The organism is Streptomyces sp. NBC_01012 (assembly GCF_045162755.1).
Classification (GTDB): domain Bacteria; phylum Actinomycetota; class Actinomycetes; order Streptomycetales; family Streptomycetaceae; genus Streptomyces.
The window spans coordinates 6,466,389-6,490,406 of record NZ_CP108688.1; the positions used below are offsets into that span (position 1 = coordinate 6,466,389).

At 72.4% G+C, this 24,018-nt stretch carries 22 protein-coding genes; 13 read left to right on the forward strand and 9 right to left on the reverse strand.

Annotation, left to right across the window (positions count from 1 at the left end; translation table 11 throughout):
* Position 1 precedes the first annotated feature (1 nt).
* Together OG623_RS29120 and OG623_RS29125 are read left to right on the forward strand one after the other, a co-directional pair.
* Positions 2 to 1,300, forward strand: a complete 1,299-nt coding sequence (locus tag OG623_RS29120; protein ID WP_406152049.1) for a class I SAM-dependent methyltransferase — start codon at positions 2 to 4, stop codon at positions 1,298 to 1,300.
* On the forward strand, positions 1,297 to 2,100 hold the full coding sequence (locus OG623_RS29125; RefSeq protein ID WP_406150512.1) for a DUF1295 domain-containing protein: 804 nt from the start codon (positions 1,297 to 1,299) through the stop codon (positions 2,098 to 2,100). Before OG623_RS29120 ends, OG623_RS29125 begins: the two co-directional genes overlap by 4 nt.
* A gap of 52 nt (positions 2,101 to 2,152) precedes the next feature.
* Here OG623_RS29125 and OG623_RS29130 read toward each other — a convergent pair whose 3' ends face one another.
* From OG623_RS29130 to OG623_RS29145, 4 genes are all read right to left on the reverse strand, one after another.
* Positions 2,153 to 2,908, reverse strand: coding sequence for an anti-sigma factor domain-containing protein (locus tag OG623_RS29130; RefSeq protein ID WP_406150513.1), 756 nt, complete (start codon positions 2,906 to 2,908; stop codon positions 2,153 to 2,155).
* Positions 2,905 to 3,489, reverse strand: coding sequence for a sigma-70 family RNA polymerase sigma factor (locus OG623_RS29135; protein ID WP_406150515.1), 585 nt, complete (start codon positions 3,487 to 3,489; stop codon positions 2,905 to 2,907). Before OG623_RS29135 ends, OG623_RS29130 begins: the two co-directional genes overlap by 4 nt.
* Before the next feature lie 202 nt (positions 3,490 to 3,691).
* Entirely contained in the window at positions 3,692 to 4,534 is an 843-nt protein-coding gene (locus tag OG623_RS29140; protein WP_406150516.1) for a siderophore-interacting protein, read from the reverse strand.
* Between the two features lie 64 nt (positions 4,535 to 4,598).
* Entirely contained in the window at positions 4,599 to 5,507 is a 909-nt protein-coding gene (locus tag OG623_RS29145) for a 5'-3' exonuclease H3TH domain-containing protein (protein ID WP_406152051.1), read from the reverse strand.
* Positions 5,508 to 5,774: 267 nt separating this feature from the next.
* Here OG623_RS29145 and OG623_RS29150 point away from each other — a divergent pair, with 267 nt between their 5' ends.
* The 4 genes from OG623_RS29150 (at position 5,775) to OG623_RS29165 (ending at position 10,945) form a co-directional block, all read left to right on the forward strand.
* Positions 5,775 to 6,866 carry a glycine betaine/L-proline ABC transporter ATP-binding protein gene (locus OG623_RS29150; protein WP_406150517.1) on the forward strand — a complete coding sequence of 364 codons (1,092 nt, stop codon included), beginning with the start codon at positions 5,775 to 5,777 and terminating at the stop codon, positions 6,864 to 6,866.
* A complete protein-coding gene (locus OG623_RS29155; RefSeq protein WP_406150518.1) occupies positions 6,859 to 9,483 on the forward strand; it encodes an ABC transporter permease/substrate binding protein in 2,625 nt (874 codons plus the stop codon). Before OG623_RS29150 ends, OG623_RS29155 begins: the two co-directional genes overlap by 8 nt.
* Positions 9,484 to 9,674: 191 nt before the next feature.
* Positions 9,675 to 10,220, forward strand: coding sequence for a helix-turn-helix domain-containing protein (locus OG623_RS29160; protein WP_406150520.1), 546 nt, complete (start codon positions 9,675 to 9,677; stop codon positions 10,218 to 10,220).
* A 20-nt stretch (positions 10,221 to 10,240) separates the two neighbouring features.
* Positions 10,241 to 10,945 carry a helical backbone metal receptor gene (locus OG623_RS29165; protein WP_406152053.1) on the forward strand — a complete coding sequence of 235 codons (705 nt, stop codon included), beginning with the start codon at positions 10,241 to 10,243 and terminating at the stop codon, positions 10,943 to 10,945.
* On the opposite strand, the gene OG623_RS29170 is transcribed toward OG623_RS29165, so the two are convergent.
* The gene (locus tag OG623_RS29170; protein ID WP_406150521.1) at positions 10,884 to 12,038 is read right to left on the reverse strand and encodes a TDT family transporter; all 1,155 of its coding nucleotides are present in this window, start codon (positions 12,036 to 12,038) and stop codon (positions 10,884 to 10,886) included. The genes OG623_RS29165 and OG623_RS29170 overlap by 62 nt on opposite strands.
* Positions 12,039 to 12,108: 70 nt before the next feature.
* On the opposite strand from OG623_RS29170, the gene OG623_RS29175 reads away from it, so the two are divergent.
* Positions 12,109 to 13,068: a LysR family transcriptional regulator gene (locus tag OG623_RS29175; RefSeq protein WP_406150522.1), complete on the forward strand. Its 960-nt coding sequence runs from the start codon at positions 12,109 to 12,111 to the stop codon at positions 13,066 to 13,068.
* Between the two features lie 20 nt (positions 13,069 to 13,088).
* Here the strand turns inward: OG623_RS29175 and OG623_RS29180 are convergent, their stop codons facing one another.
* Both OG623_RS29180 and OG623_RS29185 read right to left on the reverse strand, forming a co-directional pair.
* Positions 13,089 to 13,802 (reverse strand): gamma-glutamyl-gamma-aminobutyrate hydrolase family protein, encoded by a 714-nt coding sequence (locus OG623_RS29180; RefSeq protein WP_406150524.1) that lies wholly within the window; start codon positions 13,800 to 13,802, stop codon positions 13,089 to 13,091.
* Positions 13,803 to 13,914: 112 nt separating this feature from the next.
* A complete protein-coding gene (locus OG623_RS29185) occupies positions 13,915 to 14,652 on the reverse strand; it encodes a FadR/GntR family transcriptional regulator (protein ID WP_406150525.1) in 738 nt (245 codons plus the stop codon).
* Positions 14,653 to 14,730: 78 nt separating this feature from the next.
* On the opposite strand from OG623_RS29185, the gene OG623_RS29190 reads away from it, so the two are divergent.
* From OG623_RS29190 to OG623_RS29205, 4 genes are read left to right on the forward strand one after another with little or no spacing between them, the layout of a single operon-like run.
* Positions 14,731 to 16,092, forward strand: a complete 1,362-nt coding sequence (locus tag OG623_RS29190) for a glutamine synthetase family protein (protein WP_406150527.1) — start codon at positions 14,731 to 14,733, stop codon at positions 16,090 to 16,092.
* An 8-nt stretch (positions 16,093 to 16,100) separates the two neighbouring features.
* On the forward strand, positions 16,101 to 17,465 hold the full coding sequence (locus OG623_RS29195) for an aldehyde dehydrogenase family protein (protein ID WP_406150528.1): 1,365 nt from the start codon (positions 16,101 to 16,103) through the stop codon (positions 17,463 to 17,465).
* Between the two features lie 6 nt (positions 17,466 to 17,471).
* Positions 17,472 to 18,314 (forward strand): 3-oxoacyl-ACP reductase, encoded by an 843-nt coding sequence (locus OG623_RS29200; RefSeq protein ID WP_406150529.1) that lies wholly within the window; start codon positions 17,472 to 17,474, stop codon positions 18,312 to 18,314.
* A gap of 4 nt (positions 18,315 to 18,318) precedes the next feature.
* A complete protein-coding gene (locus OG623_RS29205) occupies positions 18,319 to 19,266 on the forward strand; it encodes a DUF2510 domain-containing protein (RefSeq protein ID WP_406150530.1) in 948 nt (315 codons plus the stop codon).
* Positions 19,267 to 19,277: 11 nt separating this feature from the next.
* Here the strand turns inward: OG623_RS29205 and OG623_RS29210 are convergent, their stop codons facing one another.
* Positions 19,278 to 20,480 carry an amino acid deaminase/aldolase gene (locus OG623_RS29210; protein WP_406150531.1) on the reverse strand — a complete coding sequence of 401 codons (1,203 nt, stop codon included), beginning with the start codon at positions 20,478 to 20,480 and terminating at the stop codon, positions 19,278 to 19,280.
* 396 nt (positions 20,481 to 20,876) lie between these two features.
* Here OG623_RS29210 and OG623_RS29215 point away from each other — a divergent pair, with 396 nt between their 5' ends.
* Positions 20,877 to 21,740 carry a hypothetical protein gene (locus OG623_RS29215; RefSeq protein ID WP_406152054.1) on the forward strand — a complete coding sequence of 288 codons (864 nt, stop codon included), beginning with the start codon at positions 20,877 to 20,879 and terminating at the stop codon, positions 21,738 to 21,740.
* Positions 21,737 to 22,972: a type VII secretion-associated serine protease mycosin gene (gene mycP / locus OG623_RS29220; RefSeq protein WP_406150532.1), complete on the forward strand. Its 1,236-nt coding sequence runs from the start codon at positions 21,737 to 21,739 to the stop codon at positions 22,970 to 22,972. Before OG623_RS29215 ends, mycP begins: the two co-directional genes overlap by 4 nt.
* Before the next feature lie 89 nt (positions 22,973 to 23,061).
* On the opposite strand, the gene OG623_RS29225 is transcribed toward mycP, so the two are convergent.
* Positions 23,062 to 23,955 carry a serine hydrolase gene (locus OG623_RS29225; RefSeq protein WP_406150533.1) on the reverse strand — a complete coding sequence of 298 codons (894 nt, stop codon included), beginning with the start codon at positions 23,953 to 23,955 and terminating at the stop codon, positions 23,062 to 23,064.
* Positions 23,956 to 24,018: the final 63 nt, after the last annotated feature.

Consider the following 24,018-nt stretch of genomic DNA (forward strand, 5'->3'; position numbering starts at 1 on the left):
CATGACCGAGACCCCGCGGAACGGAGCGGCGCAGCTGATCGCACCCCTCATCGAGCGGTTCACCGGCGGGCCGCCGCCGGTCAGGATCAGGATGTGGGACGGCAGCGAGACCGGTCCCGAAGGCGCCCCCACGGTGGAGGTGCGCTCCCGCAGGGCGCTGCGCCGGCTCCTGTGGCAGCCCGGCGAACTCGGCCTTGCCGAGGCCTACATCACCGGCGACATCGACATCGCCGACGACCTGGCGGCCGGGCTCCGCGCGCTGCGCCGGGGACCGGGACAGCGGCTGCCCCACCCCGGCCTCGCCGACCGGCTGCGGGCGGCGGGCACCGCACTGCGCCTCGGTGCGATCGGGCCCCGCCCACCGACTCCCGCGGCCCGCGCCGGACTTCGCGGCGCGCCGCACAGCAGGGCGCGCGACCGGGCCGCCATCAGCCACCACTACGACCTGTCCAACGCCTTCTACTCGCTGCTGCTCGACGAGACCATGGCGTACTCCTGCGGCTACTGGACCGGCGCCGGGCCCGACTACGGACCGGCCGACGCGCAGCGCGACAAGCTCGAACTCATCTGCCGCAAGCTGGCGCTGACAGCCGGCGCACGCCTCCTCGACATCGGCTGCGGCTGGGGATCCCTGACCCTGCACGCGGCGGCCCGGCACGGGGTCCGGGTCACCGCCGTCACCCTCGCCGCCGAACAAGCCGCCCATGTGCGGGGGCAGGTGGAGGCGCGGGGCCTCCAGGATCTCGTCGATGTGCACTGCTGCGACTACCGCGACGTCGCAGCTCTGCCCGGTTTCCGGGGCGGGTACGACGCCGTCTCCACCGTCGAGATGGGCGAGCACGTCGGCGACGCGCAGTACCCGGCCTTCACCGCGCTGCTCCACTCCGTGCTCAGGCCGCGCGGCCGGGCCCTGGTCCAGCAGATGTCGCGCGGCACGACCGCACCCGGCGGTGGCGCGTTCATCGAGTCCTACATCGCCCCCGACATGCACATGCGTCCGCTCGGCGAGACCGTGGGCCTGCTGGAGGGCGCGGGACTCGAAGTGCGTGACGTCGAGTCGTTGCGCGAGCACTACGTCCTGACCGTCGAGGCCTGGCACCGCACCCTGGAGGAGCGCCTGCCGGAGTTCGTGGCGCTGGTGGGCGAGGAGACGGCCCGGGTGTGGCGCCTCTACCTGGTGGGCGGCGCACTCGCCTTCGAGGAGCGGCGCATGGGCGTCGACCAGATCCTCGCGGTGCGCCCCGACGCCGACGGCTCGTCGGGCCCGGCCACCACCCGGCACGGCTGGTACTCCGGGTGAGCGGCTTCGACTGGGCGGAGTTCGCGCGGAGCCTGCCGGTGACGGCGGGCGCCGCACTCGGCGTCATGCTCGTGACGTTCCTGATCGCCCTGCGCAGGGGCCTGCACCGGATCGTCGACGTGGCGTGGGGACTCGGCTTCGCGGCGGTCGCCCTCGTCGCGTACGCGCTGTCCGACGGCGAGGGCGACGACGGACGCAGGGCCCTGGTCACCGTGCTCACCGTCGTCTGGGGCCTGCGGCTGGCCGTGCACATCGGCCGCCGGGGCCGGGGCCACGGCGAGGACCCGCGCTACGAGGCCCTGCTGGCCAAGGCGCCCGGCCATCCCGGCCTGTACGCGCTGCGCACGGTGTACCTCCTCCAGGGGGCGCTCGTCTGGCTGGTCTCCCTGCCCGTGCAGGCGGCCTCACATCTGCCTGGCCCGCTCGACGGGTGGGCCAGGGCCGGGACCGCGCTCTGGGCGGTGGGGCTGGGCTTCGAGGCGCTGGGGGACAGCCAGCTCGCGCGGTTCAAGGCCGATCCCGCGAACCGGGGGCGGATCATGGACCGTGGCCTGTGGTCCTGGACCCGGCACCCCAACTACTTCGGGGACTTCTGCGTCTGGTGGGGGCTGTTCCTCATCGTCTGCGTGGACCCCGCGGTCGCCGCCGCGACCCTCGTGTCCCCCGTCGTCATGAGCTTCCTGCTGACCAGGGGCAGCGGAAAGGCGCTGCTGGAGCGGCACATGGCCGGACGGCCGGGATACGCGGACTACCGGGCCCGCACCAGCGGCTTCTTCCCGCGCCCGCCCCGCCGACGCTGAAACGCGGGGGGACACGCGACATGTCCCCCCGCGTTTCCCCGCTGCCGGGACCTCAGGCGTCCTCGAACGTCATCAGGGCCACCGGATCCGAGGTCGGCTGTGCCGATCCGCCGGCCGGTTCGACGGTGATGCCCATGCCGGACGCCCGGTCCACCGGCCCGTCGAGCAGGACCGCGTCATCCGTTGCGGACGGGTTCAGCAGTCCGGCCGCACGCATGGTGTCGCCGTCGTCGAACCACAGCTGGTACACCTTGCCGCCGGGCGGCTGTGCCAGGCCTGATGCCAGGAACACCGCCCGGTTCACGCTCTGCGAGACCACCACCGTGCCCCGCGCGCCGTCCCCGAGGTCCGCCGCGCTGGTCGCCGCGTCCGAGGCGGTCAGCACCCGCGCCACCTGCTCGTTGTGCTGTTCGGCCCTGGCGGTCTCCTGCCTGGCGTCCTGCGCGAGCCGGTTCTGCCACACCGCGACCCCGCCGAGAGCGGCAGCGGCGGCGACGCAGGCCGCCAGTGCGTACGCCGACCAGCGGCGGGACCGCCCGACCGAGGCGCCGGAGCGGGCGCCGCGCGCACGCGACGGCGGCTCCTGCCGTACGGTCGCGATGTCGCGCAGTACCCGTTCCCGGAGCGCGGGCGGCGGGGTGGTGGACACGGCGAGCCCCAGCCTGGCGGCGGTGGCGGACAGCTCGCGCACCTCCTGGGCGCACGCCTCGCAGGCACCCAGATGCCGCTCGAAGGCGATGCGCTCGTCCTCGGGCAGCGCGTGCAGGGCGTAGGCCCCGGTCAGTGTGTGCAGCTCGGCCGTGCTCATACGCCCACCCCCAGGCAGTCGCGCAGCCGGATGAGCCCGTCGCGCAGCCGCGTCTTGATGGTTCCCAGTGGTACGGACAACAGCTCGCCGACCTCGCGGTAGGTCAGCCCGCGGTAGTAGGCCAGCGTCACGGACTCCCGCTGGAGTTCGGAGAGCGTCCGCAGACAGCGCCGGACCTGCTCTCTCTCCAGCCGGCTCTCGACCTGCTCGGACACCTCGTCGAACTCCGGGGTGCGGTCGAGCAGCGCGGCCCTGTGCTCCCGTGCCGCGGTCGCCTCGGCCGACCTGACCCGGTCCACCGCGCGGTGGTGGGCGAGCGTCAGCACCCAGTTCATGGCGCTGCCCCGGGACGCCTGGTAGCGGGGCGCGGTGCGCCACAGCTCGACCAGGACCTCCTGGGCGACCTCCTCGGACTGGGCCGGGTCACGGAGCACACTGCGCACCAGCCCGAGGACCGGCCCGCTGACCTGGTCGTACACCTGGGTGAAGGCCTCCTGGTCCCCACGGGCGACCTGGCCGAGCAGCTCCTGCAGGCCGGGGCCCGACGAAGGGACCCCACTGATGTGTACGGCTTCTCTCACGCGGACGGTCCTCCCGGAGCACGCATCGGTTTCCTTGGTGATTCGGAGCCGGTGGCCCGGAGGATTGGTCGGACACCGCGCGGATCCGCCTGCCCGCCCGGCCCACCCGCACACCCTCTCCCTCACATGCTGTGCCGCACATGCGAGAACCCGGTCGCCGTCAGGGGCGGCGACCGGGTTCGAATGACGCGGGGGAGGGGCGCTACGCGGCGCTCTCCTGCTCGCGCTCCACCTGCTCGTTCCACTCGCGCTTGACCGCGCGCCAGGCGTCGTCGTCCTTGCCGAGACGCCAGTAGCCCGAGATCGACAGCTGCTGGAGCGGGATGCCGCGCTCCAGGCGGAGGTGGCGCCTGATCTCCTTGACGAAGCCCGCCTCGCCGTGGACGAAGGCCTGCACCTGGCCCTCGGGGAACTCCAGGCCGGTCACCGCGGTGACGAGCCCCTCGCCCACCGGGGCGTCGCCGCGGTGCAGCCAGGTCACCGAGACGCCGTCCGGCGACGCGAGCTTCTGCTCCTCCGAGGCGTCCGGCACCTCGACGAAGACATGCGCCGTCGCGCCCGCCGGGAGCTGCTCCAGCGACGCCGCGATGGCGGGCAGGGCGCTCTCGTCGCCCACCAGCAGATGCCAGTCGGCCGAGGCCTCCGGGACGTAACCGCCGCCGGGGCCGAGGAAGGTCACCTGGTCGCCGCGCTGTGCACGCGCCGCCCAGGGGCCCGCCAGGCCCTCGTCGCCGTGCACCACGAAATCGATCGCGAGCTCACGGGTGTCGGGATCCCAGGAGCGCACGGTGTACGTCCGGGTGGTGGGCCACAGCTCGCGCGGGTACTCCTCGCGGATCGCCGCCATGTCGAAGGGGTGGCTGTAGTCCGCGCCCTCCGGGGCGAAGCACAGCTTGACGTAGTGGTCCGTGTACTCCCCGAGGGTGAAGTCGGCCAGGCCGTCGCCACCGAGGATCACGCGCACCATGTGCGGGGTGATCTGCTCGGTGCGCAGAACCTGCGCCCCCTGCGCCTTCGGTGTCCGGCGTTGCGGCCGCTCTGCCACGAGGTTCTCCCTGCTCTGGACCTATGCGAGGAACTACAAACTTAGGTTTACCTAAGCTAGCACCTCATGCCTGGAGTGTGACGAGCAGGCGCTGGAGCGCGTTCCCCAGACCCCACTGTGCCGCAAGGGACTCCAGGGCGGCGGGGTCACGTGGTTCGCGGGGGAGCGCGGGGGTGAAGTCGGGCAGGGGCACGTCGTCGGCGACACGGACGACCTTCGGGGCCACCGCCACGTAGTCCCGGGCCTCGTCGAGCCGCTTGCGCCGCGACGGGGTCAGCGGGGCGGCGGGGTCGTCCACCGCCGCCATGATGCCCGCGAGGTCGCCGAAGGTGTCCAGCAGCTTCGCCGCCGTCTTCTCGCCGATACCGGGCACACCCGGAAGTCCGTCGCTCGGATCGCCGCGCAGCAGGGCCAGATCGACGTATCCGCCGCCGTCCACGCCGTACTTCTCGCGGAGCCAGGCCTCGTCCGTCACCTGGAGGGTCCCCACGCCCTTCAGCGGGTAGAGCACCCGCACCCCGCGGGCGTCGTCGACCAGCTGATACAGATCGCGGTCCCCGGTCACGATGTCCACCGGTCCCGCGGCCCGGCCGGCCAGGGTGCCGATCACGTCGTCCGCCTCGTACCCCGCGACGCCGACGCGGGCGATCCCCAGGGCGTCCAGCACGGCCTCGATCACCGGGACCTGCGGGGAGAGGGTGTCGGGGACCTCCTCCTCGTCCGGGACGCCCCCGGGGGTCTCGACGGCCACCCGGTGCGCCTTGTAGGTCGGGATCAGATCGACCCGCCACTGCGGACGCCAGTCCGCGTCCATGCAGGCGACCAGGTCGTCGGGCCGGTGGTCCTGCACCAGCCTGGCGATGAAGTCGAGCAGCCCGCGCACGGCGTTGACCGGGGTGCCGTCGGGCGCGCGCACCGAGTCGGGGACGCCGAAATACGCGCGGAAGTAGAGGGAGGCGGTGTCGAGGAGCATCAGGCGTCGGGTCACACTCCGATCATGCCGCACGCCTCCGACAGCCGGGCCTGACGCGGTGACGGGTTCCCGCGACAGCGTTTTCTTTCGAGTGATCTAAATCACACGTGTGTTTGGGTCGCGTGAGCGGGGGCAGGCGCGGCATCGGAGCGGACCACGTCCATTTTTCAACTTGATGCGCGTGCTCTGCGGACCGAATCCGCACCGCTCCACGGTCTGCCGCAGGGGGCTTGGCAGACCGTTTTCGGTTCAACGCGTGAGGTGTATGTGTCAAGGCTGCAAGCTGAGCACCTGTACAAAGTGTTCGGCAGACGACCCGATCAAGCCGTGCAGAAGCTCGAGAGCGGTATCCACCGCGACGAGCTGCGCGCCGACGGAACGACCGCAGCGGTGATCGACGCCTCGTTCACCGTGGAACCGGGGCAGATCTTCGTCGTGATGGGACTCTCCGGTTCGGGGAAGTCCACGTTGCTGCGGATGCTCAACGGCCTGTTGGAGCCGACCGCCGGCAGCGTGCTGTTCGACGGCCAGGACCTGACCGCTCTGAGCCCCCGTGACCTGCGTGATGTGCGCTCGACCAAGATCAGCATGGTCTTCCAGCACTTTGCGCTCTTCCCCCACAGGAGCGTCCTGGAGAACGCGGCGTACGGCCTGGAGGTCCAGGGCGTCCCGCGGGTCGCACGGGAGGCGCGCGCCGCCGAGGCGCTGGAGATGACCGGCCTCGCCGGCTGGGAGAAGTCCTGGCCCGACGAGCTGTCCGGCGGCATGCAGCAGCGTGTGGGCCTGGCCCGCGCGCTCGCCACCGACGCCGACCTGCTCCTGATGGACGAGTCCTTCAGCGCGCTCGACCCGCTGATCCGGCGCGACATGCAGGACCAGCTCCTGGAACTGCAGAAGCGCCTGAAGAAGACCATCGTCTTCATCACCCACGACCTCAACGAGGCCATGCGCCTCGGCGACCGTATCGCCGTGATGCGGGACGGCGAGATCGTCCAGCAGGGCACCGCCGAGGACATCCTCGTACGGCCGTCCAACGACTACGTCGCCTCCTTCATCCAGGACGTCGACCGCTCCCGGGTGCTCACCGCCGGTTCGATCATGGAGGCGCCCGAGAAGGGCCGCTCCCACAAGGACCTGCTGGCCGAGGCGCCCGCGACGGTGTCGTCCGAGACTCCCATAGCGGAGCTCTTCGCACCCTGCTCCACCAGCGGTGCGGCCGTCGCCGTCACCGGTGAGGACGGCGGTGTCATCGGCGTCGTCCAGCGCACCAGGCTGCTGGCCGCGCTCGGCGAGGAACCTCAGGTGGACCACCAGGTTCCGGCCCCGGGTGAGGTCAAGAAGGTGATCGCCGGTGCCTAGGTTCACCTTCGGCTCGTGGGTCGAGGACGCGGTCGACTGGCTCCAGTCGAACCTCACCTGGATCTTCGACTTCATCAAGACCGTGCTCGGCGGGATGTATGACGGCGTCAACGCCGTGCTGGGTGGCGGCGAGCCGTTGCTGATGGCCGGGATCTTCGCGGTCCTGGCGTTCTGGCTGCGTGGAGTGATTCCCGCGGTGCTCACCTTCGTGGGCTTCGCGCTCATCGACTCCCTCGCCCTCTGGGACGAGGCGATGGGGACCCTCTCGCTGGTCATCGTGGCCGCGGTCATCACCATCGTGATCGCGGTGCCCACCGGTATCTGGGCGGCCCGCAACAGCCGTGTCAGCGCCACGCTGCGGCCGGTGCTCGACGTCATGCAGACGATGCCGGCGTTCGTCTACCTGATCCCCGGCGTCATGTTCTTCGGCGTCGGTGTCACCCCGGGTGTGATCGCCACCATCGTCTTCGCGATGCCGCCCGGCGTCCGTATGACCGAGCTCGGTATCCGCCAGGTCGACGGCGAGTTGGTGGAGGCGGCCGAGGCCTTCGGTACGACGCCCAAGGACACCCTCACCCGGGTGCAGCTGCCGCTCGCCCTGCCGACGATCATGGCCGGGATCAACCAGGTCATCATGCTCGCCCTGTCGATGGTCGTCATCGGCGGCATGGCCGGCGCCGGCGGCCTCGGCGAGAAGGTCTACGCCGCGATCACCCAGCTCCAGGTCGGCCTCGCCGCCGAGAGCGGGATCGCCGTCGTCATCCTCGCCATGTACCTGGACCGGATGACCGGTGCGCTCAACGAGCGGGTCTCCCCGCTCGGCCGCCGCGCCGCCGCCAAGGTCGCCGCCGGTGCGCGGCGCCTGAAGTTCACGCACTACAAGCCGGGAACCGCCATCGCGATGACCGGGATCGTCGTACTCGCGCTCATCGCGGGCGGCCTCAACATCGCCGGTTCCAGCGACTCGAAGGCCTCACAGGCCGACAGCTCCAACGTCGGCAACGGCCAGAAGATCAACCTGGGCTACATCCCCTGGGACGAGGGCATCGCCTCCACCTTCCTGTGGAAGGAGATCCTGGAGCAGCGCGGCTACGAGGCCGGGGTCACCCAGCTCGACGCCGGTCCGCTCTACTCCGGTGTCGCCCGCGGTGACATCGACTTCCAGACGGATGCCTGGCTGCCGACCACGCACAAGGACTACTGGGACAAGTACAGCGACGACCTGGACGACCTGGGTTCGTGGTACGGCCCGACCTCGCTGGAGCTGACGGTCCCCTCGTACGTCAAGGGCATCGACTCGCTGGCCGACCTCAAGGGTCAGGGCAAGAAGTTCAACGGCAAGATCATCGGCATCGAGGCCAGCGCCGGGATGATGGGCACCCTCAACAAGAAGGTGCTCAAGGAGTACGGCCTGGAGGGCGAGTACAAGGTCGTCTCCTCCAGCACCTCGTCGATGCTCGCCGAGCTGAACGCCTCCATCAAGAAGAAGGAGCCCGTCGTGGTGACCCTGTGGTCGCCGCACTGGGCCTACGGCGCGCACGACCTCAAGAAGCTCAAGGACCCGAAGGGTGCCTGGGGCAAGGGCGAGGACGTGCACACCGTGGCCCACAAGGGCTTCGCGAAGAAGGCACCCGCGGTCGCGGACTGGCTCAAGAACTTCAAGCTCACCGAGAAGCAGCTCACGAGCCTGGAGAACGAGATCCAGAAGGCGGGCCAGGGCAAGGAGCAGGACGGCGTCCGCAGCTGGCTGAAGCAGAACCCGGGCCTCGTCGACCAGCTCGCCCCGCTGCCCGGCGGTTCGCAGAAGGACGGCAAGGACGCGGGCAAGACCGTCAACCTGGGTTACTTCCCGTGGGACGAGGCCATCGCCTCCACCTACCTCTGGCAGAACGTGCTGGAGGACCGTGGATACAAGACGACGGTCAAGCAGCTCGACCCCGGCCCGCTGTACACGGGTCTCGCGCAGGGACAGCTGGACGTCCAGTTCGACTCCTGGCTACCGACGACGCACAAGGACTACTGGGACAAGTACAAGGACAACCTCACCGATCTGGGTTCCTGGTACGGGCCCACCTCGCTGGAGCTGACGGTCCCGTCGTACGTCAAGGGCATCGACTCGCTGGCCGACCTCAAGGGCCAGGGCAAGAAGTTCAACGGCAAGATCATCGGCATCGAGTCGAGCGCCGGGATGATGGGCACCCTCAACAAGAAGGTGCTCAAGGAGTACGGCCTCGAAGGTGAGTACGAGGTGGTCTCCTCCAGCACCTCGTCGATGCTCGCCGAGCTGAACCGGTCGATCAAGAAGAAGGAGCCGGTCGTGGTGACCCTGTGGTCGCCGCACTGGGCCTACGGTGCGAACGACCTGAAGAAGCTCAAGGACCCGAAGGGTGCCTGGGGCAAGGGCGAGCAGATCCACACGGTCGCCAAGAAGGACTTCGCCAAGGACTTCCCGGAGCTGACCGGCTGGCTGAAGGACTTCAAGCTCAGTGAGGCGCAGCTCGCCTCGCTCGAGGTGGAGCTCCAGAAGGGCGGCGCCGGCAAGGAGAAGGAGTCCGCCCGCCGCTGGATGGACGCCAACCCGGACGTGGTGGAGAAGATGGCGCCTGTCGCCGGCTGATCCACGCACCCCGCCACACTGAAGGGGACGGCCCCGGTAGCGAACCGGAGCCGTCCCCTTCAGGCTGGTCGGGGGAGTCCGCGGAGGTCCCTCGTCCGGCCCCGGTCCGCCGGATTGCTCTCCGTCCGCGTAAACGACATGCGTAGGGTGCTGGCAACCGGGAGGATGGCGATCCGGGGAGGGAGCCGGACATGGACGACAAGGAAGCCCTTCGAGTGGGTGCGGCGGTCCGCCGACGCCGCAGATCCCTCGGACTCACCCTGGCCGCGGTGGCCGGGCGCAGCGGACTGTCCGTACCGTTCCTCAGCCAGATCGAGAACGAACGAGCCAGACCCAGTCCCCGGTCCCTGGACCGGGTGGCGGATGCGCTGGAGACCACGACCGAGCGGCTGCGGGCCGCCGCGGACTCGGCACGCGCGGTGGACGTCGTGCGGGCGGACGACGAGGACGGCGTACGCAGGCTGGTGCGCGGGCGGCACCAGCTCAGCGCGCTGGAGTTCGTGGGCGAGCCGGACCTCGGGCGCGAGTTCCAGCACCGCAACGACGAGGTGATGTACGTCGTGGAGGGCGCCGTCGAGGTCGAGGCCGAGGGCCGGGCCCACCGGTTGGGCCGGGGCGACACGCTCTTCCTCTCCGGCGGGGTCCGTCACCGGTGGCGGGCGACCGTGCCGGACACCCGGCTGCTGGTCGTCTCGGTCGCCGAGCACATCGACGCGACCTACGACTCGCGCCGCTGACCTGGGGAGCAGGGGTGCCCATGCGTGTCGTCTCGCTCGTCCCCTCGCTCACCGAGGCCGTCGCCGTCACCGCTCCCGGTCTGCTCGTCGGCGTCACCGACTGGTGCACCCGTCCCACGGACCTCACGGCCGCCCGGATCGGCGGCACGAAGAACCCCGACACCGCCGCCGTGGCGGCCCTGCGCCCCGACCTCGTCATCGCCAACGAGGAGGAGAACCGGGAGCCCGACCTGGCCGCACTGCGGGCGGCCGGGCTGAACGTCCTGGTCACCGAGGTACGCACCCTCGACCAGGCCTTCGTGGAACTGGAACGGGTCCTCACCGCCTGCGGGCTGTCCCGGCCGCCGTGGCTTGAGGAGGCCGAGGCCGCCTGGGCCGCGCTGCCGCCCGCACCGGCCCCGCGGCCCGCGATCGTGCCGGTCTGGCGCAAGCCCTGGATGGTGCTGGGCCGCGACACCTTCGCAGGTGACCTGCTGGCCCGTCTCGGGGTGCGCAACGTCTACGCGGGCCACCCCGAGCGCTACCCCCGCGTCCCGCTCGACGAGCTGAACGCGTCCGGCGCCGAGCTCGTCGTCCTGCCCGACGAGCCGTACCGCTTCACCGCCGACGACGGCCCGGAGGCCTTCCCCGCCCTGACCGCGGCGCTCGTCGACGGGCGTCACCTCACGTGGTACGGACCGTCGCTGGCCGAGGCGGCCGGGGCGCTGCGAGCAGCACTCCGCTGAACAGCCCGCCCAGCGTCCGTACGCCGGCCACCGCCCAGGCCGTCACCAGCAGGGCGTAGAGCGCCACGGCCAGCCAGGTGTACGCGTCAAGCCCTGTGTGCCTGGCAAGACCCGCCGCGCCGGTCACACACGTACCGACCGGGAAGGTGAACCCCCACCAGGTCATCGTGAATCCCATGCCGCGCCGCATCGCGCGCACCACCAGCGCCGCTGACAGGGCCAGCCACAGCAGGGCGAAGCCCATCACCGGCACCCCGTACAGGACGGCGAACGCGCCGAGCGCCGAGGCGTACGGAGCCGCGACCGCGCCGGGCGCCATGTCGGCCAGCTGGTTGACGGCGGTCGTGGACTGGCCCAGCGGCCCGAGCACCAGGAACAGCGTCGGGGTCAGCGCGAGCGGCAGCGGGCCCTGGTGGACCAGGCGTGCGAAGACCAGCGGAAGGACCATCAGGGTCGCGAGCAGGGACAGCCCGAACATCGCGTAACAGGCAAGCAGCAGCGCCTCACGCCCCTGGCCGGGCGACAGCTCCGGCACCAGCAGCGGTCCGACCGCGGCCGAGACCATCGGGGCCACCAGCGGCAGCAGCCAGACCGGCGACGCGGTGCCCGGGTCGGGACGGTGGCGTACGACCATGAGGTACGGGATCGCCACGGCGGCGCCGAGGGCGGTGGCCGTGCCCGCCGTGAACAGCAGCACGTCCACGACGACGGCGGCCGGATGCCCGATGACGTCCCTGCCCACCACCAGGGTGCCCGTGCCGACCGCGAGCAGCGCCATGGACATACAGCCGTGGAACGGGGCGACGGCGGGATCGCCGAGGTGGGCCAGGCCCTGGTCCCGGTGCAGGACCCAGTGCCCGGCGCGGGCCGTCAGCACGAGCACCAGGAGCAGGGCGGACAGCGCCCACACCGCGACCAGACCGGTCCGCAGACCCGGCACCTCCACGGGCAGGGCGGCCCCGGCGGTCGCGACGATGGCGGTACCCATCACCGTCGCGTACCAGTTGGGGCCCAGATGCCGCAGGGACGGGAGGCGGAGGGCGGGGGGACGGAGGGCCGGGGACCCGGTGCTGGTCTGCGAAAAGATGGCCATGCCACGATTCTCGGCGGGCCGGGCGCCGCCCACCAGGAAGCGCGGGGCTATGAGGTCATAGGCTGGCCTTATGTCCGGTCAGATTACCCCCCACTCCGCCCTGCCCCACCGGGTTCCCGACCTGGGAGCCATGGTGCTGCTGCTCGCCGTCGCACGGCGCGGGAGCCTGGGGCGGGCGGCCCGGGACGTCGGCATCAGCCAGCCCGCAGCGTCCGGCCGCATCCGGTCGATGGAGCGGCAGCTCGGCGTCGCACTTCTTGACCGCTCGCCGCGCGGATCCCGGCTGACCGACGCGGGCGTCCTCGTCACCGACTGGGCGCGCAGGGTCGTCGAGGCGGCCGAGGCGTTCGACGTGGGGGCCCAGGCGCTGCGGGACCGGCGCGACTCCCGGCTGCGGGTGGCCGCGAGCATGACCATCGCGGAGTATCTGCTGCCCGGCTGGCTGATCGCCCTGCGGGCCGAGCGCCCGGGGACCGCCGTGTCCCTGCTCGCGGGGAACTCGGCGGCGGTCGCCCTGCGGCTGCTGGCCGGCGAGGCGGATCTGGGCTTCGTCGAGGGACTCTCGATACCGGAAGGGCTCGACGGCACCGTCATCGCGCACGACCGGCTGGTCGTCGTGGTCGCCCCGTCCCACCCGTGGGCGCGCCGGGCCACGCTGACCCCGGGGGAGCTCGCCGGGGCGCCCCTGATCCTGCGGGAACACGGCTCGGGCACCCGCCAGGTGCTGGACGCCGCGCTCGCCGTGCACGGCGGACTCGCGCGCCCCCTGCTCGAACTCTCCTCGACCACCGCGGTGAAGGGGGCGGCGGAGAGCGGCGCCGGACCCTGCGTGCTGAGCGAACTCGCGCTGGGGGAGGAGCTGTCCGCGCGCCGCCTGGTCAAGGTCCCGGTGGCGGGCGTCAGGCTGCGCCGGCAGCTGCGCGCGGTCTGGCCCGCGGGCCACCGGCCCACCGGACCCGCCCGGGACCTGCTCTCGCTGACCGCCCGCGCGCCGGGCGGGACTCCGGGACGGCCCGGCCCCGAGCGCTGAGCGGTCGGGGTGAGGGAACCTCAGGCCGAGGGCACCGCGGTCCCGGCCCTGGCCGCCGCCACCAGGGCCCGCATGATGCGCAGGTCGTCGCCCATCTCGGGGTGCCACTGGACCCCGAGCACCCACCGGGCGCCCGGCAGCTCGATCGCCTCCACGGTGCCGTCCGCCGCGTGCGCGGAGGCCGTCAGACCCGGCGCGAGCCGGTCCACGGCCTGGTGGTGGTAGGTGGGTACGGACGCCTCCTCGGGCACGAGCGAGGCGTACAGCGTCCCGGGGACCGGCGTCACCGGGTGCTCGCCGAGCACCCCCGCCTTGCCGAACGGGCCCGTGTGCCCGTCCAGATGCTGGGTCAGCGTGCCGCCGAGCGCCACATTGAGCAGCTGCATGCCCCGGCAGATCCCGAGGACCGGGGTGCCGGCCTCCGCCGCTGCGCGCAGCAGGGCGACCTCCCAGGTGTCGCGTGCGTGCGCGGGCGGGCCCGTCCTGAAGTCGCGCTCCGCGCCGTACAGCCCGGGATCGACATCGGCACCGCCCGCGATCACGAGACCGTCCAGTCGCGCCACGGCGGCCCTCGCCCTCGCCGGGTCGTCCGGCGGCAGGAGCGCGGCGAGTGCGCCGGAGCGCTGGACCAGCGCGGGATAGGCGGAGGGGAGTACCGCCGCGGGGAGTTCCCAGACGCCCCAGCGAGCCGCCGGCTCCAGATAGGTCGTCACGCCGATGAGCGGTTCGTGCATGGTGCGGTCCCTCCGGCGGCCGGTCTGCGGGCCGGCCCGGTGCAATGGTGTTGCGGCATACCTTTGTTCGTCCCGGTCCTTCGCGCAAGAGCGGTGATCCGGAAGGGCGGGTTCAAGCCAGGAAGCCCCGGAGCAGCGCGGCCGTCCCCGCGCAGTGCTCGCGCATCACCGCCCGTGCGCCGTCCTCGTCGCCGTCGAGTACCGCGGCGACGAGGGCCGTGTGCTGGGCCTGCGAGTGTTCGAGGTTCCGCACCAGCAGGGGGATGCAGTCCAGCAGGTCGTTGACGCCCGCGCGCACGGTCGCGTACCCGGCGGCGAGCGAGGGGGAGCCGGAGAGCTCGGCGAGCGTGAGGTGGAAAAGGGTGTCGATCCTGCGGTAGTCGGGCAGAGGTGCCTCGTGTGTCGCCGCCAGAGCCCTACGCAGCCGGTCCGCCCTTCCGCCGTCGAGTCCGCGCGACGCGCAGAGCCCGGCCGCACCCGACTCCAGGACCTCGCGGAAGAGCAGGACGTCCTCGATGTCGACGTCCGCCACCCGGCGGCGCAGCTCGTCGCCGTCGGCCGGACGGACGCGGGGGAGCACGAACGTACCGCCGTACCGGCCGCGTCTGGCCTCGATCAGGCCCTGGTCCTGGAGGACCCGCAGCACATCGCGCAAGGTCACCCGGCTGATGCCGAGCAGCCCGGCCAGCTCGCGTTCCGCGGGCAGCCGTCCGCCGTCCGGCACCAGGCCGAGCCTGACCACCTGGAGGATCTGCTCCAGCGCCTCCTCGAAACCGTTGCCCGCCCGGACGGGCCGCAGCCCGGGCAGCGGCCCGTCGAAGGACCCGGATTCCCCCGTCTCTTCCGCCACGTCCCGATTCCCTTCCCCCCAATGGTCTTCTCCCATACCTTAGGGCGTCCGACCGGCTGACCGAACGAGGAGTATCCCGTGGCAGACCGACAACCCCCGCTCGGGACCGACGAGCTGCGCCTGCTCGTGGAGCGGGGCGAGATCGACACCGTCGTCCTCGCCTTCACCGACATGCAGGGCAGGCTCCAGGGCAAACGGTTCGCGGCGTCCTTCTTCCTCGACGAGGTCCTGGAACACGGCACGGAGGGCTGCAACTACCTGCTCGCCGTCGACACGGACATGAACACCGTCGACGGATTCGCCATGTCCTCCTGGTCCAACGGCTACGGCGACTTCGCGATGCGCCCCGACCTCACGACCCTGCGCCGCATCCCCTGGCACGAGGCGACCGCCCTGGTCATGGCCGACCTCGCCTGGGAGGACGGGACACCGGTCGTCGCCGCGCCCCGCCAGATCCTGCGACGGCAGCTGGAGCGGCTCGCCGCCCACGGACTGACCGCCCACGTCGGCACCGAGCTCGAATTCATCGTCTTCAAGGACACCTACGAGCAGGCCTGGGACCGCAACTACCGCGGCCTCACCCCGGCCAACCAGTACAACATCGACTACTCCGTCCTCGGCACCGGCCGCATCGAACCCCTGCTGCGCCGCATCCGCAACGAGATGGCGGGCGCAGGGCTCACCGTCGAATCGGCCAAGGGCGAGTGCAATCCCGGCCAGCACGAGATCGTCTTCCGCTACGACGAGGCGCTCGTCACCTGCGACCAGCACGCCGTCTACAAGACCGGCTCCAAGGAGATCGCCGCCCAGGAAGGCTTCGCGCTCACCTTCATGGCCAAGTTCAACGAGCGCGAGGGCAACTCCTGCCACATCCACCTCTCGCTCCAGGACGCCGACGGGCGCAGCGTCATGGCCGGCGCCGACGGTGCGATGTCCCCCGTGATGCGGCACTTCCTCGCGGGCCAGCTCGCCGCCCTGCGCGACTTCTCCCTGCTGTACGCGCCGAACATCAACTCCTACAAGCGTTTCCAGCCAGGATCCTTCGCCCCGACCGCCGTCGCCTGGGGCCGCGACAACCGCACCTGCGCGCTGCGCGTCGTCGGACACGGCCGCTCGCTGCGCTTCGAGAACCGGCTGCCCGGCGGTGACGTCAACCCGTACCTGGCGGTCGCCGGCCTCGTCGCCGCAGGGCTCCACGGCATCGAGCGGGAGCTTGAACTCCCCGAGCCCTGCGAGGGCAACGCCTACACCGCCGGATACGACCAGGTCCCCACCACACTCCGGGAAGCCGCCGCCTGCTGGGAGAACAGCGAGCTCGCCCGGGAGGCCTTCGGCGACGACGTCGTCGCGCACTACCGCAACACGGCCCGCGTCGAACTGGAGGCCTTCGACGCCGCGGTGACCGACTGGGAGCTCCGCCGCTCCTTCGAACGCCTGTGAGGCACCCCGTGATCCATGAACACCGCGTCCTGAACCCGGCGACCGAAGAGCTCGTCGCCACCGTCCCCGCCACCTCGGTGGCCGATGTCGACACCGCCGTCATCCGCGCCGCCGCGGCCCAGCGGACCTGGGCCGCCCTGGCCCCCGCCGACCGCGCCCGGCTGCTGCGCCGCTTCGCCGTCCTGGTCGACGAACACGCCGAACGGCTCGCCCTGCTCGAAGTCACCGAAGCGGGACACACCCTGGGCAACGCCCGCTGGGAGGCGGCCAACGTCAGGGACCTGCTGGACTACGCGGCCGGGGGAGTGGAACGCCTGACGGGGCGCCAGGTCCCGGTACCCGGCGGCGTCGACCTCACGTTCCTCGAACCCCTGGGTGTCGTCGGGGTGATCGCCCCGTGGAACTTTCCGATGCCGGTCGCCGCCTGGGGCGCGGCCCCCGCCCTCGCCGCCGGCAACGCCGTCCTCCTCAAACCCGCCGAGACCACCCCGCTCACCACACTCCAGCTGGCCAGGATCGCCCTGGACGCCGGCCTGCCCGAACACCTCTTCCAGGTGCTGCCGGGCGCGGGTGACGTGACGGGTGACGCACTGGTCCGGCATCCCGACGTGGCCAAGATCGTCTTCACCGGTTCCGCCCGGGTCGGCAAGCGGATCATGGCCGGGTGCGCGGACCGGGTGAAACGGCTGACCCTCGAACTCGGCGGCAAGAGCCCCAACATCGTCTTCGCCGACGCCGACGTCGAGGCCGCCGCGACATCGGCGCCCATGTCCTTCCTGGACAACGCGGGCCAGGACTGCTGTGCGCGCACCCGCATCCTGGTCCAGCGCTCCGTGTACGACCGCTTCCTCGAACTCCTGGCCCCGGCTGTCTCCTCCGTCGTCGTGGGCGACCCGTCGGACGAGAGGACACAGATGGGGCCCCTGATCTCCAGGGCCCAGCTGGAGCGCGTATGCGGATTCGTCCCCGAGGGCGCCGACGGCATCAGGGGCAGCGCGCCCGCAGGACCCGGCTTCTGGTTCCCCCCGACCGTCCTCACCGGCACAGCCCCCGACGCCCCTGTCGCCACCGAAGAGGTCTTCGGCCCGGTCGCCGTCGTCCTGCCCTTCGACGACGAGGACGACGCCGTCCGGCTCGCCGACGCCACCGAGCACGGACTGGCAGGCTCGGTCTGGACCCGTGACGTGGGCCGCGCCCTGCGGGTCTCCCGGGCGGTCAGAGCCGGGAACCTGTCCGTCAACTCCCACTCGGCCGTCCGCTACTGGACCCCGTTCGGCGGGTACAAACAGTCCGGACTCGGCCGTGAACTGGGGCCCGACGCCCTCGCGGCCTTCACCGAGACCAAGAACGTCTTCATCGGCACGGAGGCCTGAACAGACATGACCACCGAGACGACAACTGGCACGACCACCGGTACGACCACCGAATCCGGGAACGTCTGCCGCCGGCTGACCGGCCGCACCGCCGTCATCACCGGGGCGGGCAGCGGCATCGGCCTCGCCGCCGCGCGCCGACTGGCATCGGAAGGAGCGCGCGTCGTCTGCGGCGACATCGACGAGCGCGCGGGCATGGCCGCGGCGAAGGAGGTGGCGGGCGCCTTCGTACCGGTCGACGTCACCGACCCGGACCAGGTCGAGGCGCTCTTCGCCGCCGCGCACGACACCTACGGCTCCGTCGACATCGCCTTCAACAACGCCGGCATCTCGCCGCCCGACGACGACTCCATCCTCACGACGGGGCTGGAGGCCTGGAAGCGCGTCCAGGACGTCAACCTCACCTCCGTCTACCTCTGCTGCAAGGCCGCCCTGCCCTACATGCGGAGCCAGGGGCGCGGCTCGATCATCAACACCGCGTCCTTCGTGGCCAGGATGGGCGCCGCGACCTCCCAGATCTCGTACACCGCGTCCAAGGGCGGTGTCCTCGCGCTGTCCCGCGAACTCGGTGTGCAGTTCGCCCGCGAGGGGATCCGCGTCAACGCCCTGTGCCCGGGCCCGGTCAACACCCCGCTGCTCCAGGAGCTGTTCGCCGCGGATCCGGAGCGCGCCGCCCGCCGGCTCGTCCACATCCCGCCCGGCCGGTTCGCCGAGGCGACGGAGATCGCCGCCGCCGTCGCCTTCCTGGCGAGCGACGACTCCTCGTTCGTCAACGCCACCGACTTCCTCGTCGACGGCGGCATCTCCGGGGCGTACGTGACCCCGCTGGACCTGGCCTCTCTAGAGTGAGGGCATGAGCAACGCCACTCCGCCCGGCTGGTACCCGGACGTGAACACACCCGGCACCGAGCGCTGGTGGGACGGCACGGCCTGGACCGGCCACGCCCGCCCGACCGCCGTCACCCAGCCGTCGGGGCTCCAGCCGCAGGCCGCGCACGGCTCGGCGGGTACCACGGGTACCAGCGCGCGGACCGTCGTCATGACGGTCGCGGGCCTGGTCGTCGTGGCCGTCGCCGTCACGGGGTTCCTGATGCTGGGCGGGGACGGCGACGACACACCGCCAGGGTCCGGGACCGGCAGCAGCGCGCCGTCCACCGCGGGCGCGGCGGACCCGAAGTCCTCCGGGTCCTCCGGGTCCTCCGCGGACCCGGACGATCCGGAGGACTCGGAGGACGACCCCACGGTGCTGGTCGATCAGCTCAACGGGGTCACCCTCCCGGTTCCCGACGGCTGGGAGAAGCCGGAGGACACCATCGAGGGCGACCCCACGATGCGTACCGTCGGCTCCTACGCCTGCCCCGGCGACTCGGGAAGCTTCTGCTACCACGGCACCGTCACGGTCCACACGGCGAACGGCACCGACCTCACGGACATGAAGGCGCTGGCCGAGGACGACATCGGGACGGCGGCCGACCACGCCTACGAGGAGGACACCGTGGGCGACCTCATCCACGGAGGCATCACCTTCCACAAGGACCTGGCGTCCAGGTCGGTGACCGTGGCGGGGCGCAGCGGATACCTGGTGCGCCGCCAGGTCACCACGGGCAAGGGCCCCGGCGGATACGTGGAGTCGCTCGTCTTCCCCTCCGCGGTGGGCAGCGAGACACCGGTGATCGTGCGCTTCGCCTTCGACGCAGGCCAGGACGCGCTGCCGCTCTCCCTCATGGACACCATCACCGAGGGCATCCGCCCGATCGGCGACGCCACGAGCGGCGGCGTGGGCAGCAGCGTGGCGCCCTGAAGCGAGACGCCCTAGAGGAAGGTGCGGCCCTCGCCGCGGTACGTCGGCACGGTGGCCGTGATCCGCTCGCCCTCGATCAGCCGCAGCTCGTCGAAGCGCTCGCACAGCTCACCCGCCTTGGCGTGCCGGAACCACACCTTGTCGCCGATCAGCAGGTCGTCCGCGGGGGCGCCGAGCAGCGGCGTCTGGACCTCACCCGGGCCCTCCTGCGCGTCGTAGCGCAGCCCTTCGGGCAGATACGGCACCGGCAGCCGGTCGGCGCCCGCGGCCCCGGACGCCGGATAGCCGCCGCCCAGCACCGTCACCACGCCCACGCCAGGCCGCCGCACCACGGGCTGGGCGAACAGCGCCGCCGGACGGCCCGTGAACGAGGTGTAGTTGTCGAACAGCCTCGGTACGTAGAGACCGGAACCCGCCGCGATCTCCGTCACCGCGGACTCGGCGGCCGTGTGCTGCACGCTGCCGGTGCCCCCGCCGTTCACGAACTCCAGGCCCGGTGCCACCGCGCGGACCGCCCGCACCACCTCCGCGCGCCTGGCCGTCAGCTCCCTGCGGGCCGCGGCCTGCATCAGCCGGACCGCGCGCGACCGCAGCGGCCGGCCGGCGATCGAGTCGCCCACACCGGCGACATGGCCCTCGTACGCCATCAGCCCCACCAGCCGGAAGCCCGGCCTGCGGTCCACCGAGCGGGCCAGGTCGGCCAGTTGGGCGGGGGAGCGGAGCGGGGAGCGCAGGGCGCCGATCCTGATCCGCCCGCCGAGCAGCCGCAGCGAGGTGTCCAGCTCCAGGCAGACCCGGATCTCCTCCGTGCCGCCGGCCCGCGCGGCGTCGATCAGCTCCAGCTGCGCGTGATCGTCCACCATCACCGTCACGGCCGCCGCGAGCTTGGGATCGGCGGCCAGTTCGGCGTACGCGGCCCGGTCGGCCGACGGATAGGCCAGCAGTACGTCGTCGAATCCGGCGCGGGCCAGCCACAGCGACTCCGCGAGGGTGAACGACATGACGCCCGCGAAGCCGGGCCGCGCGAGCACCCGCTCCAGGAGGGCACGGCAGCGCACCGACTTGCTCGCCACCCGGATCGGTTTCCCGCCCGCCCGGCGCACCAGATCGGCGGCGTTGGCGTCGAAGGCCTCCAGGTCGACGACGGCCACCGGGGCGTCGAGATGGGCGGTGGCCCGGTCGTACCGGCTCCGGTCAGTGGCGCGGACAGTCATGGACGCAGCTTGCCAGACGGCCGTACCACTGGGTAGGGGGGACGTTCGGTGCAGATCGTCCCTGACCCCGCGTCCGTTCCCACGGGGTGCCCTCCACCCCGTAGAGTGACCGTCACACGATCGACCGGCGGGCCCGTGCGCAGCGGTGGTCCGTGGGCGGTGCGGGGACGTGGACCAGGGGGACGGATGAGTACCGAGGCGCAGCGCGCTCCAGTGCCGCCCCGACCGACCACCCCGCCGCCCGTGCCGCCTGCGCAGCCCGTCCCGCCGGTGGAGGCGGCCACCCCGTCCGCGCCGCCGGTGGAGACGACCGCCCGGCTCCGCCCCGTACCTCCCGTGCCGTCCTCACCGCCCCCGCAGCCGCCCGCCGTCACCAGACGCAGACCCGTCGGCGCTGTGGACCTCACCCCGCGCCCCGGCGCGACCCCGCCCCCGCCCGGGACGTACTACGCGCCGGCGGAGACACCGGCCGAGACCACCACCCGGCTGCGCCCCGTCAAGGCACGGCGCCCCGGCAGGACCGCCGCAGCCGCGGTGTGCGCCGTGCTCGGCCTCGGGCTCATCGGCGGCGCGGTCACCGGCACCTGGCTCACCGGCGACTCGGCCGCCGAGCCCGGCGACGTGAGCCCGTACGCCGTGACCCGTTCCCTCTGGCACAGCGAGCCCGTCGACTCCCTCTTCCCGCGCACCCTCAAGGGCGACGGCGCCGGTCCGGGAGCCACCGACCGGGTCTGGACCAGGGTCGCCGTCGCGAGCGACGGCGGGTGCGCGGCAGGACTGGACCCACTGCTGCTCAAGACGCTCGGCCCGGTCGGCTGCGAACGCCTGGTGCGCGCCACCTACACCGACGCCACCCACAGCAGTGTCACCACCGTCGGCATGGTCTTCACCGAGGCGGGCACCGAGGCGATGGGCGCGCTCAGCACCCGGTTCACCACCCAGCACCTCGCCGGGCGCTCCGATCTGATGCCCCGCACCTATCCGGTCAAGGGCACCGTGGCCGCCGACTTCGGCGACGAGCAGCGCGCCAGCTGGACGGTCCATGTCCTGACCGGGCTGCCCGTCGTCGTCTTCGCCGTCTCCGGCTTCGCCGACGGCCGCGCGGTCGCCGAGCCGCAGCCCGCCGCCGAGGCCATGGCCGCCGACGCCACGACCGCCCCCGCCCAGGCCGGACTCGGCCACGAGGCGAAGGGCATCGCCGACCGGGTGGAGCGCGCCCTGCGCAGGACCGTCACCGACCGCACGGAGAAGCCGGAATGACCCGCCCCCGCCGGCTGCGGGCACTCGCCGCGGTGACCACGGCCACCGCCTTCGCGCTGCTGCCCGCAGTCCCCGCCCACGCGGACGCCATCCGCGACCAGCAGTGGGGCCTGGAGGCCCTGCACACCGACACGGCCTGGCAGACGACGAAGGGCAAGGGCATCACTGTCGCCGTCCTGGACACCGGGGTCGACGACGACCACCCCGACCTCGCGGGGCAGGTGCTCCCGGGCAAGGACCTCATCGGCTTCGGGGCCGAAGCGGGCGACCGCTCCTGGGCCCTGCACGGCACCGCGATGGCCGGCATCATCGCGGGCCGCGGCAACGGCCCCGGGCGGGCCGACGGCGTGCTCGGCGTCGCCCCGGAAGCGAAGATCCTGCCCGTGCGCGTGATTCTGGAGTCCGGCGACCCGTCGCGCGCCAAGGCCCGCGAGTCGCGTGGGAACGCGCTCGCCGACGGCATCCGCTGGGCGGCCGACCAGGGCGCCGACGTCATCAACCTCTCCCTCGGGGACGACAGCGAGTCGGCCCACCCGGAACCGGGCGAGGACGCCGCCGTGCAGTACGCCCTCGGCAAGGGCGTCTCCGTCGTCGCCTCCGCGGGCAACAGCGGTGAGAAGGGTGACCGGATCTCCTACCCGGCCGCCTATCCCGGTGTGATCGCCGTCGCGGCCGTCGACAAGTACGGCACGCACGCCGCGTTCTCCACCCGTCGCTGGTACGCCACCGTCAGCGCGCCCGGTGTCGACATCGTCGTGGCCAACCCCGACCGGCAGTACTACATCGAGTGGGGCACGTCCGCCGCGTCCGCGTTCGTCTCCGGGGCCGTGGCCCTCGTGCGCGCCGCGCATCCGGGACTCTCGCCCGACCAGGTCAAGACCCTGCTCGCGGACACCGCGGGCAACGCCCCGTCGGGCGGCCGCGACGACTCCAGGGGTTACGGACTGGTCGACCCCGCCGCCGCGATGGAGGCCGGGGCGAAGCTGAGCCCCGACGGTCTGAGCGCGGAGTCCGCGAAGGCCGGCTACCGCAAGGAGTACTTCGGCTCGGGCCCCGACCCGCGTCGGGACGACGGAGAACCGGCCGGTTGGCTGGCACCCACCGCGGGCGGCCTCGGAGCCGTGCTGCTCGCCCTGGCCGTGGTGCTGTGGCGCGGCAGGCGGCCGGGCGGCAGGGGCCCCGGCGGGACCCCGCCCCACTACAGCCGGTTCCCCACCCGCCCCCTGCGCTGACCGGCCCGCCCCCCCGCGCTGACACCCTGCACCCCGCCCGCCGACGCCCTCGTCCGCGCCGAGCGACCCGACCGGCCACCCGTCTCGGCTCAGCCCGATCCGGTCACACCGACCGCCGCCTTCGCGACCGTCTCCACCAGTGCGATGCCTGCCTCCTTCGACGCGTGTCCGCGCGACAGCACCGCCACCAGCACGGTGTGCCCGCCGCTCTCCACCCGCCCGATGCTGTTGACGTCCCACAGCCCCGTCGTCGTCCGGGGCATCCAGCCGTTCTTCAGCACGGCGTCGGTGCCCGCCGCCGACACACCCCACCGCTGGTCCGCCTCGACCTGGCCCATCAACCCCTCCAGATACGCCCGCGAGTCCGCCGAGAGCTCCGAATCCGCCCCGGACACCGCACCGAGCAGGCGCACCTGGTCGGCGGCCGTGGTCTGGGTCAGCCCCCATGCGTGGGAGGCCTCCGTCTCGGTCAGCCCCAGCCGTGCGTTGGCCGCGTCGAGGCCCTCCTGCCCGCCGATCACCTTGAGCAGCTCGGTGGCCGATGTGTTGTCGCTGCGCTGGATCATGGCCTCCGCGTACGCCTGCTCGGCGCCGCTCAGCTTCCGGTCCTCGTCCTGTGCCCGGAGGAGCAGCGCCGCCAGGATGTCGACCTTGACGATGCTGGCGGCGTCGTACGTCCCGTCGCCGTACGCGCCGCCCGCGCCGCTCCGCGTGTCCAGCACGGCCACCGACACATCGGCGCCGTCCGCCAGGGGCGCCAGCGCGTCGGCGAGCTCCGCGTCGAGATCCACTCCGGCCTCCTCGCTCGGGCCCGCCGCGGCCGGCGGGCTCGATGCGGACGATACGGCGGCCACGGCCGTGGACGCGTCACCCGGTGGGTGACCCACCAGATACGCGCCGCCCGCGGCGGAACAGCCCAGCAGCACCACCACAGCGGCCACCGGCCAGGACCGCGCGCTCCTGCGAGTTCTGTGACGGGACATGGCCCGGACGCTAGGGAGCCCGGCTGGCAGCAGCCTGTGCCCCACCTGTCGCCCAGGTGGGAG